Here is a 12,657-nt window from a genome sequence, read left to right on the forward strand (position 1 = left end):
ACCCGCCGGCGGGCCCGGGGGTCCCTTCCCCCGACGGCGCCCACCGCCCGGTGGGCGCACCCGCGGAGCAGAGGATGGGGACGCCCCATGACCACACGCAGACGAGCCGCCCTGGTGACCGCCACCGCCGCCCTGCTGTCGGCCGTGCTGACCGCACCCGCCGTGGCGGCCCCCCGCCCCGGCACCGGACACGACGCGACCCGCCGCGCCCTGGAGGCCGCCGTCGCCGACGGCGTGCCCGGCGCGACCGCGACCGCCCGGGACGCCCACGGCGCCTGGTCCGCCACCGCGGGCGCCGGCGACCTGTCCACCGGCCGGCCCCGCTCGGACCGCGACCACTACCGGGTGGGCAGCATCACCAAGACCTTCGTCGCCACCGTCGTCCTCCAACTGGAGGCCGAGGGACGGCTGTCGCTCGACGACACGGTGGACCGGTGGCTGCCCGCACTGGTGCGGGGCAACGGCCACGACGGCACCCGGATCACCCTGCGCCAACTCCTCAACCACACCAGCGGCATCGCCAACTACACGGCCGACGAGGAGTTCGGCCGCCGGTACTTCACCGCCGACGGCTTCTTCGCCCACCGCTACGACACGCTGGCCCCGCGCCGGGCGGTCGCCATCGCCCTGCGCCACCGGCCCGACTTCGAGCCGGGCACCTCCTGGAACTACTCCAACACCAACTACGTGCTGGCCGGCCTCGTCATCGAGAAGGCGACCGGCCGCCCCTACGGCGAGGAGGTCCGCCGCCGCATCATCCAGCCCCTCGGACTGCGCGCCACCTCCGTCCCCGGCACCCGCGCCGATATGCCCCGGCCCAGCTCCCGCGCGTACTCGAAGCTGGCCGAGACGGCGACGGGCCCCACGTACGACGTCACCCGGCTCAATCCGTCCCTCGCCCACGCGGCCGGCGAGATGATCTCCGGCTCGGACGACCTGACCCGCTTCTACACCGCCCTGCTCCGCGGCCGGCTGCTGCCGGCCCGGCAACTGGCCGAGATGACGACGACGGTCCCGATGGACGAGCGGACCGACTACGGACTGGGACTGATGAGGACCAGGCTGAGCTGCGGGGTGAACGTCTGGGGCCACGGCGGCGGCATCCACGGCTCCACCTCGGAGGCGGTCGCCACCCGCGACGGCCGCCACGCCCTCGCCCTCAACTTCAACGGCGACTGGAGCGGCGACGTCGCGGCGGTGGTCGAGGCCGAGTTCTGCCGCGACTGAGGCGGCCCGGGGGAGGGGCGCCACCGGCGCCCGCCGGCCCGCCGCCTCCCCCGGACACCGCCCGGACCGCCTGGGGTCTTTCGTGGGGACCGGGCCGGACCCCGCGAGCGCGGCGTGACCCCCACTCGTGATCAATACACCTAGCGGGGCAGCACCACCACGTACGCGGCCGGCTCCCGGTCGGCCGCCGCCATCAGCGCCGTGCGGACCACCGCCGCCTGCTGCTCCGGCGCCTCCCGCAGCGCCCTGGGCGTGATCCGCACCACCGTGATGCCGAGCCGCTCCAGGTGCTCGCGCAGCGCGCCCGGCTCCGGCGCCCCGCCGTCCCCGGCCCGCCGGTGGACACGGGTGTCCAGTTCCAGCGCCACCGCCTGCTCCGGCCAGTACGCGTCCAGCCCGCCGAGGTGCGGTCCGCCCGGCAGCCGCAGGTCGACGTTCCACAACGGGTCCGGCAGCCCCTGCACCCGCACCATCCGGTACAGCCGGTCCTCCGCGCGCGCCCGGCCCTCCGCCACCAGCGAGTCCACCGCGGCCACCACCTGCGGCCGGTCCAGCAGCCGCGCCCGGTTCAGCTCGCGCACCGCCGCCGCCGGTTCGCAGTGCCCGTCGCGCACCGCCGCGGCCAGCAGCCGGCGGATCAGGTCCCCGTCCGTCTCCTGGGCCACCGCGTCGGCCAGCGCCCGCGCCACCGGCGCCACCGGCACGCCGTCGACCCGCACCGCCGCCGGCAGGGCGGCCGTGCGCACGATCCGGGCCCAGCCGGTGGAGCGCAGCCGGCGCAGCCGCGGCACCAGCACGTCGACGGCGGCCAGTGACGGCAGCGGGGGAACGGAGCGCACCCCGTGCAGGGCCAGCGCCGCCAGGCCGGTGATCACGGCCTCCGGAGAGGGAGCGGAGGGCTCCGCGAGGCCGGGCCGGGCCGGGGCGCCGCAGGCCGTCGCCGCTCTCGGGGCCCGCGCCCGCGCCGCGTACAGCAGCACCGCCCGCACCTTCTCCTCGCCGGTCGGGGGACCCGGACGGAGCAGGACCACGCCGGGCAGCAGCCGCTGCCAGGGGCCGCCGGGACGGCACCGCTCGTCGGCCTCGGCGGCGGTGACACCGCGGGCCCGCAACTGCGCGGCGGAGAGCACCGGGGACGGTTCGCCGGCCGGATCGGTCAGACGGTGGGGGGAGAGCGGGATGTCGTGCGTCATGACCAGGAATCTCCCGCGACCCGTCCGGTTTTTAACCACTGTTACACGTCCGTCGGCAAACCCGGACAAGCCCGTCCTCAAGGACGGGTGTTCGGATGCCGAAGGCGCTGGTCCGTTCGGGTGTGCCCGGAGGTTACGGCCTGCTGTGCCCGGATTCGGTAACGATGACCCAGCGCCGAAGCCTTGGCCAGACATCGGGCCGCCCCGGGTGCCCGGCACCCGGGGCGGCCCCATGGACCGGCCGGCTCAGCCGGCCGCCGCCGCGTCGCACTCCTGGCCGCGCAGCGCCCGCGCCAGGTCGTCCCGCGCCTCCAGCACCAGCCGGCGCAGCGCCGGGGCGGCCCCCTCGTGCTCCGCGAGCCACGCGTCCGTCGCGTCGAGGGTCTCGCGCGAGTCGGGCAGCGCCGGGAACAGGCCCTGGACCACGACCATCCCGATCTGGATGGACCGCTCGGTCCACACCCGCTCGATCGCCGCGAAGTACCGCTCCGTGTACGGGGCCAGCAGCTCCCGCTGGGAAGGCTGCGCGAAGCCCGCGATGGTCGCCTCCACCAGCGCGTTGGAGAGCGCGTCGGACTCCACCACCTGCGCCCACGCCTGCGCCTTCACCGCCTCGGACGGGCGGGCGGCCAGACAGCGCACCTGGTGGCGCTTGCCGGAGGCCGTGTCGTCCCGGGCGAGTTCGGCGGCGAGGACGCCCTCGTCGGCGGCGCCGTGCGCGGTGAGCGGCTCCAAAAACGCCCAGCGCAGCTCCTGGTCCACCTCCAGGCCCTCGATCTTCTCCGTGCCGTCCAGCAGACCGCGCAGCAGCGCCAGTTCCGGCTCGCCGGAGGCCACCGCCGCCAGGAACCGGGCCCACGCGAGCTGCGGCTCACCGCCCGGCTCGGCCCGGCGCAGCTCCCGCAGCGCGCCCTCGGCCAGCAGCCGGCCGCCGCTCTCGCGCCGGCCGGGGGCCGTGTAGTGCACCAGCGCCGACTGCGCCCAGGCGTGCAGCATCTGCAGGACGCCGATGTCGGACTCGCGGCCCGCGAAGCGCAGCACCAGCGCGATGAAGTCGCGGGCCGGCAGCAGCGCGTCCCGCGTCATGTTCCACAGGGCGCCCCAGCACAGCGCCCGCGCCAGCGGGTCGGTGAGCCCGCCGAGCCCCTCGCGCAGCGTGGCCAGGGACGTCTCGTCGAAGCGGATCTTGCAGTAGGTGAGGTCGTCGTCGTTGACCAGCACGAGGTCCGGCGCCTCGGCTCCGGCCAGCTCCGCCACCACCGTGCGCGGCCCCTCGACGTCCGTCTCGGCCCGCGCGTACCGCTCCAGGGTGCCGCTCCCGGTGCGCCGGTAGAGGCCCACCGCCACCCGGTGCGGGCGCAGTTCGGGGTGTGACTCGGCGGCCTCCTGCACCACGGCCAGCTCGTCGATCCGGCCCCCGGCGTCCAGCAGCACCTGCGGGGTCAGCGTGTTCACGCCCGCGGTCTGGAGCCAGGAGCGCGCCCAGGCGGCCATGTCGCGCCCGCTGGTCTCCTCCAGCACCGCGAGCAGGTCGCCGAGGCGGGTGTTGCCGTAGGCGTGCCGCTTGAAGTAGCGGCGGGCGCCCTCCAGGAAGGCGTCCTGGCCCGCGTAGGCCACCAGTTGCTTGAGGACGGAGGCGCCCTTGGCGTAGGTGATGCCGTCGAAGTTGAGCTTGGCGTCCTGCAGGTCGCGGATGTCCGCGGTGATCGGGTGCGTGGAGGGGAGCTGGTCGGCCCGGTACGCCCACGACTTGCGGCGGTTGGCGAAGGTGACCCAGCCGTCGGTGAAGCGGGTCGCGCCGACCAGCGAGAAGGCGCCCATGAAGTCCGCGAAGGACTCCTTCAGCCACAGGTCGTCCCACCACTCCATGGTGACCAGGTCGCCGAACCACATGTGCGCCATCTCGTGCAGGATGACGTTGGCGCGGCTCTCGTAGGACGCCTGCGTCACCTTGCCGCGGAAGATGAACTCCTCGCGGAAGGTGACCATTCCCGGGTTCTCCATCGCGCCGAGGTTGTACTCCGGCACGAACGCCTGGTCGTACTTGCCGAACGGGTACGGGTAGTCGACGTGGTCGTGGAAGAAGTCCAGGCCCTGCTTGGTGACGAGGAAGACGTCCTCCGCGTCGAAGTACGGGGCCAGGCCCTTGCGGCACAGCGCGCCGAGCGGGATCTCCAGTGTCGAACCGTCCGCGAACGTACGGGAGTAGGAGTCCGTCACGTAGTGGTACGGCCCGGCGACCACGCAGGTGATGTACGTGGAGATCGGCTTGGTCTCGGCGAACCGCCAGACGCCGTCGGCGCGTTCGCCGGTGCCGTTGCTCCACACCGTCCACTCCTCGGGCGCCCGCACCTCGAAGCGGTAGGGCGCCTTGAGGTCCGGCTGCTCGAAGTTGGCGAAGACCCGGCGCGCGTCGGCCGGCTCGTACTGGGTGTACAGGTACACCTCGCCGTCCTCGGGGTCGACGAAGCGGTGCATGCCCTCGCCGGTGCGCGAGTAGGCGCACTGCGCGTCGACGACCAGCTCGTTGTCGGCGGCCAGGTCCTCCAGGACGATGCGGGTGCCGTCGAAGACCTCGCTCGGGTCGAGGTCGCGGCCGTTGAGGCTGACGGCGGTCACGCTGGGCGCGATCAGGTCCGCGAAGCTCGCGGCCCCGGGCTCGTTGCAGCGGAAGCGGATCGTGGTGACGGAGCGGAAGGTGCGCGGCTCGCCGTCGTGTGCCGCGCCGGTCGCCGAGCGCACGTCGAGGGACACCTCGTACCCGTCGACGCGGAGCAGGGCGGCCCGCTCCCGGGCCTCGTCGCGGGACAGATTCTCTCCGGGCACGGGCGGCACTCCCTCGGTGGTGTTCACGATGTGGACGCCACCGATCCTGCCACGCGGTCCCCGTGCCCGGTACGGGGGAATGTCCCCGGGCGGGGCGCGCGGCCCCGCCCGGCCCGCGTGCGGGAGCCCGCGGCGGTGCCGGGAATGCGCCGGGCGCCGGAGGGTGTTCCCGTGGGGAGAGGCGCCGCGCGCCCGTGCTGTCACCACCGAGGAGAGCCATGACCGAGACCGTCTCCGGCAAGACCCCCGTCGACTTCTGGTTCGACCCGCTGTGCCCCTGGGCCTGGATGACCTCGCGGTGGATGCTGGAGGTGGAGAAGGTCCGCGACGTGCGGGTGCGCTGGCACGTGATGAGCCTCGCCGTGCTCAACGAGGACCGGCTCGACGAACTGCCCGAGGAGTACCGCGAGCTGCTGGAGACCAAGGCGTGGGGCCCGGTCCGCGTCGTCATCGCCGCCCGCGAGGAGCACGGGCCCGAGGTCCTCGGCGACCTCTACACCGCGCTCGGCACCCGCTTCCACAACCGGGGCGAGGAGGCCGGCCGCGAGACCGTCGCCGCCGCGCTGAAGGACGCCGGGCTGCCCGACTCCCTCATGGACCACTGGGACGACACCCCCTACGAGCCGCAGCTGCGCGCCTCCCACCGGGAGGGCATCGAGAAGGTCGGCCAGGAGGTCGGCACCCCGGTCATCGCCGTGCCCGGCGCCGACGGCGAGCAGATCGCCTTCTTCGGCCCGGTCGTCACCCCGGCCCCGCGGGGCGAGGAGGCGGCCCGCCTCTGGGACGGCACCCTCGCCGTCGCCTCCGTCCCCGGCTTCTACGAGATCAAGCGCACCCGCACCAAGGGGCCGGACTTCGGCAACCTCTGACGGGCCCCGGGGCCACCGCACGCGCGCGCACGGGCCACCGGCACACGGGAAGCCCCCGCGAGTCACGTCCTCGCGGGGGCTTCCCCTCTGCGCCTGCCGCCGTGAAGGGTGAGAAGACGATCACGAGGCAGGACGTCCGCGGTCCGGCGCTCAGGGCGCCAGCAGCAGCGTGTTCGTCCGCGACCTGGCGGCCTCGTAGCGCCGGGCCACGTCCTGCCAGTTCACGACCTTCCACATGGCCTCGATGAAGTCGACCTTCTGGTTCTTGTACTGCAGGTAGAAGGCGTGCTCCCAGGCGTCGAAGACGAGGATCGGCGTCGCGCCCTGGCCGACGTTGCCCTGGTGGTCGTAGACCTGCTCCACGATCAGCCGGCCGCTCAGCGGCTCGTGGGCGAGGACGCCCCAGCCGGAGCCCTGCGTGGTCGCCGCCGCCTTCGAGAGCTGCGCCTTGAACCCGGCGAAGGAGCCGAAGGACTCGGTGATGGCGTCCGCGAGGTCGCCCACCCCGTCCGCGGCCAGCGGTTCGCCGCCGCCGTCGCCGGTCATGTTGTGCCAGTAGATCGAGTGGAGGATGTGTCCGGACAGGTGGAAGGCGAGGTTCTTCTCCAGTCCGTTGATCGCGCCCCACGTCTCCCTGTCCCGCGCCTCGGCGAGCTGCTCCAGCGTGTCGTTGGCGCCCTTGACGTACGCCGCGTGGTGCTTGTCGTGGTGCAGCTCGATGATCTCGGGGCTGATCACGGGGGCGAGCGCGGAGTAGTCGTAGGGCAGTTCGGGAAGTGTGTAGACGGGCATGGGGGATCCCCTCCGGACGCTTATTGCAAAAGGCTTGCAAGTGCACGCTAGCAGCAGAAGGGGGCGCGGGCACGGCGGGGCACGCAAAAGGGTCCCCGTACGGAGAGCTTCCGTACGAGGACCCCTCGGACCGCGGACCGGGTCAGGCGCGGGCCCGCCGCCGCTGCCGGACGTACCCGGCGGCGGCCAGCGCCAGCGTCATGGCACCCGTCGAGTAGAGCTGCACCCGGGTGTCCGGCTCACGCGCCATCAGCAGGAACACCGCGGCCATCCCCGCCAGCGCCACCACCGTCAGCCCGGGGAACAGCCACATGCGCACCACCAGCTTCTCCGGCTCCTCCCGCTCCATCCGGCGCCGCAGCCGGAGCTGGGAGGCGGCGATGAAGATCCAGACGACCAGGATGACCGCGCCGATCATGTTGAGCAGCCAGGAGAAGACGTCGTCCGGCCGCCAGTAGCTCAGCAGCACGCAGCCGAAGCCGAAGGCGCTGGAGGCGAGCACCGCCCGCCGCGGCACCCCGCCCGAGACCCGGCCGAGCGCCTTCGGGCCCTGGCCGCGCTCCACCAGCGAGTAGGCGATGCGGGACGCGCCGTAGATGTTCGCGTTCATCGCGCTCAGCAGCGCCACGAAGACCACGACGTTCATGAGCTGGGCCGCGCCCGGGATGCCCAGCGAGTCGAGGGCGGCGACGTAGGGGCCCTTCTGGACCACCGCGGGGGAGTCCCACGGCACCAGGGTGACGATGACCGCCATCGACCCGACGTAGAAGAGGGCGATCCGCCACATCGCGGTGCGCACCGCCCTCGCCACGCCCTTGACCGGGTTCTCCGACTCCGCCGCCGCGATGGTCACCGTCTCCAGCCCGCCGTACGCGAACACCGAGGCGAGCAGGCCGATGACCAGGCCCTCCCCGCCGTGCGGCAGCAGTTCGCCCAGGTGGGCCGTGCCCGGCGCGTCGGTCCCCGGCAGCACGCCGGCGATGGCGAGGACGCCCAGCAGCAGGAAGAGCGAGATCGCGCCCACCTTGAGCGCGGCGAACCAGAACTCGAACTCGCCGAAGTTGCGCACCGCCGCCAGGTTGGCGCCGCAGAACGCCGCCATGAACAGCGCGACCCACGCCCACTCCGGCGTACCCGGCAGCCAGTTGGACGCGATCTGCGCGGCGCCGATGCCCTCCAGCCCGACCGCCGTGCACAGCAGCACCCAGAAACCCCACCCCGCGGTGAAACCGGCCCACGGGCCGAACGCCCGCTCGGCGTGCGCGGAGAAGGACCCCGACGAGGGGTACGCCGCCGACATCTCGCCCAGCATCCGCATCACCAGCATCACCAGGAGGCCGGAGAGCGTGTAGGCGAGGACGATGGAGGGGCCGGCGGCGGCGATGCCCGCCCCGGAACCGACGAACAGCCCCGCGCCGATCACCCCGCCGAGGGCGATCATCGACAGGTGGCGCTGCTTGAGACCGTGCGACAGCGAGGTCCCGTCCGGACGGGACGGGGTCTTCGTGGTGGTGCTGGACATGGGCGCGGCTCGTCCAATGCGTGGGGGGACGGGGACGTGGGGTGCTGGGGGCGCGGGGGGTGGGTAAAACGCCCACAGTCTGGGACGCGCCGCCCGCGCGCGACAGCCGTCGCCCACGATGCGGACACTTCCGGTGCGGAGGGTGACCGTACGGCTACAGCCTTCCCCGGTTCCCGCGCGGACACGCCGAGTTGGCGGAACCCCACAGTCGCCGCGGCCCCGGACGGCCCTGGCGCGGGTGACGCTCACCTCGTCACCTCAGTGACCGGCATCACCCCGGAACACGCATGCCGCGCGACCTTTGTCGGGAGCCCACCAAGCCCCCGACCCCGCCTTGTCGGGCACTGCTGGTGATCGGCCGCCGCCCGCTGGGATAGCGTCGCGGTGTCCGACATGTCCACACCACCGCGGAGTCCCCATGAGCACCGCTGCCGTCCCCGCCCGCACCGGGCAGGTCCTCGCCGATCTCATCCCCTCCTCCCGCGTCCGGGACGCCGCGCTCGTCGCCGGCGGCGCCGTCGTCACCGGCCTCGCGGCCCAGATCGCGGTGCCCGTGCCGGGCTCCCCGGTGCCGGTGACCGGCCAGACCTTCGCGGCGCTCCTCGTCGGCACCTCCCTCGGCGCCGGCCGCGGCCTGCTCTCTCTCGCGCTGTACGCGCTGGTCGGCATGGCCGGCATGCCCTGGTTCGCCGAGGGCGGCTCCGGCGCCCTCGCCCCCTCCCTCGGCTACGTCTTCGGCATGATGCTCGCCGCCGCGGCCGTCGGCGCCCTCGCCCGCCGCGGCGCCGACCGCTCCGTGTGGCGGATGGCCGGCACGATGCTGCTGGGCTCCGCGGTCATCTACGCCGTCGGCGTCCCCTACCTGGCCCTGTCCACCGGCATGTCCGCCGGTGCCGCCATCGCCGCCGGGCTCACCCCGTTCCTGATCGGCGACGCCCTCAAGGCCGCCCTGGCCATGGGCGTCCTGCCCACCGCCTGGAAGCTGCTCGGCCGCCGCTGACCGGCCGCCCCGCGCCCGAGGTCCGCCGGCACCGCCCGGCGGACCTCTTCGCGTACCGGGACACATCCGCCCGCCGCCCCGGGCGCGGCGAGGGGCGCCGTCCGCCGTCACCCGGCGCACACCCCCCGCGGACCCCGTGTCACACTCGTCGCATGCGCGTGTATCTCGGCTCCGACCATGCGGGCTACGAACTCAAGAACCACCTCGTCGAATGGCTGAAGGCGGCGGGCCACGAGCCCGTCGACTGCGGACCGCACCTCTACGACGCCCAGGACGACTACCCGCCCTTCTGCCTCCGCGCCGCCGAGAAGACGGCCGCGGACCCCGGCTCGCTCGGCATCGTGATCGGCGGCTCCGGCAACGGCGAGCAGATCGCCGCCAACAAGGTCAAGGGCGTCCGCGCCGCGCTCGCCTGGAGCGAGGAGACCGCCGCCCTCGGCCGGCAGCACAACGACGCCAACGTGGTCGCGGTCGGCGCCCGCATGCACAGCCAGGAGGAGGCGACGAAGTTCGTCGAGACCTTCCTCGGCACGCCCTTCTCCGGCGACGAGCGGCACGTCCGCCGCATCGACATGCTCTCCGCCTACGAGACCACGGGCGACCTCCCCCCGATCCCCCCGCACCACCCGCAGCGGTAACCACCGGCGGCGACCGCCGACGCACGCGGCCCCGGGGCGCCCGCCCCGGGCAGCCGCGCCCGCCCCGGCGCCCCGCGGCGGCCTCCGCGGCCGGGCGCCCGCTCCGGCGCCCCGCGGCGCCGGCGGACCGCGCCCGAGCGCCCGCCGGACGGGCCGGGCCGGGCGGAGCAGGCCGGCCGGGACGCACCCGGCAGAGGAAGGCCGGGCCGCCGAGACGGACCGGACCGGGCGGGACCGGGCCGGACCGGGCCGGACCGGGCACAGAAAGGACGACGTCCGTGCCGGAAGGGCACACCATCCACCGGCTGGCGGAGGACTGCGCCGCCGCCTTCGCCGGCACCACCGTGCGCGTCACCAGCCCCCAGGGCAAGTTCAGCGACGCCGCCGCCCTGCTCACCGGCACCGTCCTGCGCACCGCCGACGCCCACGGCAAGCACCTCTTCCTCGGCTTCGGCGGCGGCGACGACGGCTTCGACGGCGACGGCGCAGCCGACTGGATACACATCCACCTCGGCCTCTTCGGCAAGGTCACCTTCGGCGCCACCACCGGCGAACCGCCCCGTCCGGCGCCGCCCACCGACACCGTCCGCCTGCGCCTGGCCAACACCACCACCTGGCTCGACCTGCGCGGCCCCACCACCTGCGCCCTGATCACCCCGGCCGGGAAACAGGCCGTCCACGACCGGCTCGGCCCCGACCCGCTGCGCCCCCACGACGCGGACCCCGGCGCCGCCTACGCCCGCGTATCCCGCAGCCGCACCACCATCGCCGCCCTGCTCATGGACCAGAAGGTCGTCTCCGGCGTCGGCAACGTCTACCGCGCCGAGGTCCTCTTCCGGCACGGCATCGACCCCTACCGGCCCGGCCGTTCCCTCACCCGCGCCACATGGGACGCCCTCTGGCACGACCTGGCCGGCCTCATGCGCGAAGGAGTCCGCCTCAACCGCATCGACACCGTCCGCCCCGAGCACACCCCCGAGGCGATGGGCCGCCCGCCCCGCGTCGACGACCACGGCGGCGAGGTCTACGTCTACCGCCGGGCCGGCCTCCCCTGCCACCTGTGCGGCGACGAGGTCCGCACCGCCGGGCTCGCCGCCCGCAACCTCTTCTGGTGTCCCACCTGCCAACGCTCCTGACGCCCCGTCAGGACCCGTGCGCCCGGCGCGAAGCCGTACCCCCGGCCTCCCGTTTTCTCCCCTCGCCCGTCCGCCGGGCCGGTACCGTCTTGGGCCAGGGGGGCCGCGACCACCGGGGCCCGCGACAGAGCGAGGCGACATCCGCCGGCCGGCCGCCGGAGGACCGCCGGTGACGTGCAGGGTGAGCCGGGCTCGGACGGGGGACAACCAGGACCTCCCGTACCGAGCGGCCGGTCCGATGGATAGGGTCCCGAACTGATGGCAGCAGGACGACAGCGGCGCGCGGAAGCCGAGACGTTCACGGCCCGGTTGAAGAAGCAGTGGCACCGGGCCCGCGTCGGGCTGCGCCGATCCGCCGTCGACTACTTCCGCGGCGACGGCTCCGACTGGATCGCCCTGGCCGGACTGCTGCTGACGATCCCCGTGATCACGGCCACCACCATGATGAACTCGGTGTGGTTCTCCCCGGCCGCGCTGGTGCTGCCGATCGTCGCCGGCGGACTGCTGCTGCGCCCGGCCAGCCTGCTCGGCCTGTACGCGGCGGCGGCCACGGCGCTGATCGTCGAGTCGGTGCGCCTCGGCCCGTACACCGAGGGCCCCTCCCGCGTCACCCCCGGCGTGGTCCTGGTCGTCGCGGCCTGCGGATTCTTCGGCCTGCTGATCGCCCAGTTCCGCAGCCGCGTCGGCGTGCCCTGGCGGCGCGGCGGCACCATGCTCTTCGACCTGCGCGAACGCATCCGCGTCCAGAGCAAGCTGCCCACCCTGCCGGTGGGCTGGCACCGGGAGATGGCGCTGCGCCCGGCGGGCGGCCAGTCCTTCTCCGGCGACTTCGTCGTCGCCGCCCGCACCGGCGGCGGCCGGACGCTGGAGGTCGTCCTCACCGACGTCTCCGGCAAGGGCATGGACGCCGGCTCCCGCGCGCTGCTGCTCTCCGGCGCCTTCGGCGGACTGCTGGGCAGCCTGCCCCCGCACGCCTTCCTGCCCGCCGCCAACGGCTACCTGCTCCGCCAGGACTGGGACGAGGGCTTCGCCACCTCCATCCACCTCGTCCTCGACCTCGACTCGGGCGACTACGAGCTGTACTCCGCCGGGCACCCGCCGGGCCTCCAGCTCAGCGCCGGCACCGGCCGCTGGGAGGAGAAGTCCGCCGACGGCCCGCTGCTCGGCGTGTACGACGGCGCCCAGTTCGACCCGGTGAAGGGCTCCCTGCGCCCCGGGGACGTGCTGATGCTCTTCACCGACGGGCTGGTGGAGACCGCCGACCGGGACATCGCCGAGGGCATCGACCGGCTCACCGGCGAGGCCGACCGCTACGTCGCCGGAGGCTTCCACGGCGCGGCCTGGCACCTGATCGAGGCGGTCGCCAAGGACGTCAACGACGACCGGGCGCTGCTGCTGATCAGCCGCGAGGGCCCGTCCGCGGGGGCGCAGGCGCCGTTCGGCGACTGACCCCG

Annotated in this window: 10 protein-coding genes; 6 read left to right on the forward strand and 4 right to left on the reverse strand. The window is 74.2% G+C overall.

All coding sequences use genetic code 11. The annotated features are described in order from the left end of the window. The first annotated feature begins 87 nt into the window (after positions 1–87). Complete coding sequence (locus tag VM636_RS20350) at positions 88–1,227, forward strand: serine hydrolase domain-containing protein (protein WP_030418326.1); 1,140 nt, start codon at positions 88–90, stop codon at positions 1,225–1,227. Between the two features lie 140 nt (positions 1,228–1,367). Here the strand turns inward: VM636_RS20350 and VM636_RS20355 are convergent, their stop codons facing one another. Continuing rightward, complete coding sequence (locus VM636_RS20355) at positions 1,368–2,420, reverse strand: hypothetical protein (protein ID WP_053912477.1); 1,053 nt, start codon at positions 2,418–2,420, stop codon at positions 1,368–1,370. Between the two features lie 246 nt (positions 2,421–2,666). Next, entirely contained in the window at positions 2,667–5,246 is a 2,580-nt protein-coding gene (pepN, locus tag VM636_RS20360) for an aminopeptidase N (RefSeq protein ID WP_030418254.1), read from the reverse strand. 218 nt (positions 5,247–5,464) lie between these two features. On the opposite strand from pepN, the gene VM636_RS20365 reads away from it, so the two are divergent. Further along, positions 5,465–6,115 carry a DsbA family protein gene (locus tag VM636_RS20365; protein ID WP_030418255.1) on the forward strand — a complete coding sequence of 217 codons (651 nt, stop codon included), beginning with the start codon at positions 5,465–5,467 and terminating at the stop codon, positions 6,113–6,115. A gap of 150 nt (positions 6,116–6,265) precedes the next feature. On the opposite strand, the gene VM636_RS20370 is transcribed toward VM636_RS20365, so the two are convergent. Continuing rightward, positions 6,266–6,907, reverse strand: a complete 642-nt coding sequence (locus tag VM636_RS20370) for a superoxide dismutase (RefSeq protein ID WP_030418256.1) — start codon at positions 6,905–6,907, stop codon at positions 6,266–6,268. Between the two features lie 142 nt (positions 6,908–7,049). Further along, positions 7,050–8,429: an amino acid permease gene (locus tag VM636_RS20375; protein ID WP_030418257.1), complete on the reverse strand. Its 1,380-nt coding sequence runs from the start codon at positions 8,427–8,429 to the stop codon at positions 7,050–7,052. Between the two features lie 418 nt (positions 8,430–8,847). Here VM636_RS20375 and VM636_RS20380 point away from each other — a divergent pair, with 418 nt between their 5' ends. The 4 genes from VM636_RS20380 (at position 8,848) to VM636_RS20395 (ending at position 12,652) form a co-directional block, all read left to right on the forward strand. Then, complete coding sequence (locus tag VM636_RS20380; protein WP_030418258.1) at positions 8,848–9,429, forward strand: biotin transporter BioY; 582 nt, start codon at positions 8,848–8,850, stop codon at positions 9,427–9,429. A 152-nt stretch (positions 9,430–9,581) separates the two neighbouring features. After that, the gene (locus VM636_RS20385; protein ID WP_030418259.1) at positions 9,582–10,067 is read left to right on the forward strand and encodes a ribose-5-phosphate isomerase; all 486 of its coding nucleotides are present in this window, start codon (positions 9,582–9,584) and stop codon (positions 10,065–10,067) included. Positions 10,068–10,345: 278 nt separating this feature from the next. Continuing rightward, positions 10,346–11,203, forward strand: a complete 858-nt coding sequence (locus VM636_RS20390; protein ID WP_030418260.1) for a DNA-formamidopyrimidine glycosylase family protein — start codon at positions 10,346–10,348, stop codon at positions 11,201–11,203. Between the two features lie 258 nt (positions 11,204–11,461). Further along, entirely contained in the window at positions 11,462–12,652 is a 1,191-nt protein-coding gene (locus VM636_RS20395; protein ID WP_030418261.1) for a PP2C family protein-serine/threonine phosphatase, read from the forward strand. Positions 12,653–12,657: the final 5 nt, after the last annotated feature.

Origin of the sequence: Streptomyces sp. SCSIO 75703 (assembly GCF_036607905.1) — a bacterium.
GTDB lineage: Bacteria > Actinomycetota > Actinomycetes > Streptomycetales > Streptomycetaceae > Streptomyces.

Coding starts and splice junctions, on each gene's coding strand:
- VM636_RS20350 (WP_030418326.1), top strand. CDS start 88: ATGACCACACGCAGACGAGCCGCCCTGGTGACCGCCACCGCCGCCCTG.
- VM636_RS20355 (WP_053912477.1), bottom strand. CDS start 2,420: ATGACGCACGACATCCCGCTCTCCCCCCACCGTCTGACCGATCCGGCC.
- VM636_RS20365 (WP_030418255.1), top strand. CDS start 5,465: ATGACCGAGACCGTCTCCGGCAAGACCCCCGTCGACTTCTGGTTCGAC.
- VM636_RS20370 (WP_030418256.1), bottom strand. CDS start 6,907: ATGCCCGTCTACACACTTCCCGAACTGCCCTACGACTACTCCGCGCTC.
- VM636_RS20375 (WP_030418257.1), bottom strand. CDS start 8,429: ATGTCCAGCACCACCACGAAGACCCCGTCCCGTCCGGACGGGACCTCG.
- VM636_RS20380 (WP_030418258.1), top strand. CDS start 8,848: ATGAGCACCGCTGCCGTCCCCGCCCGCACCGGGCAGGTCCTCGCCGAT.
- VM636_RS20385 (WP_030418259.1), top strand. CDS start 9,582: ATGCGCGTGTATCTCGGCTCCGACCATGCGGGCTACGAACTCAAGAAC.
- VM636_RS20395 (WP_030418261.1), top strand. CDS start 11,462: ATGGCAGCAGGACGACAGCGGCGCGCGGAAGCCGAGACGTTCACGGCC.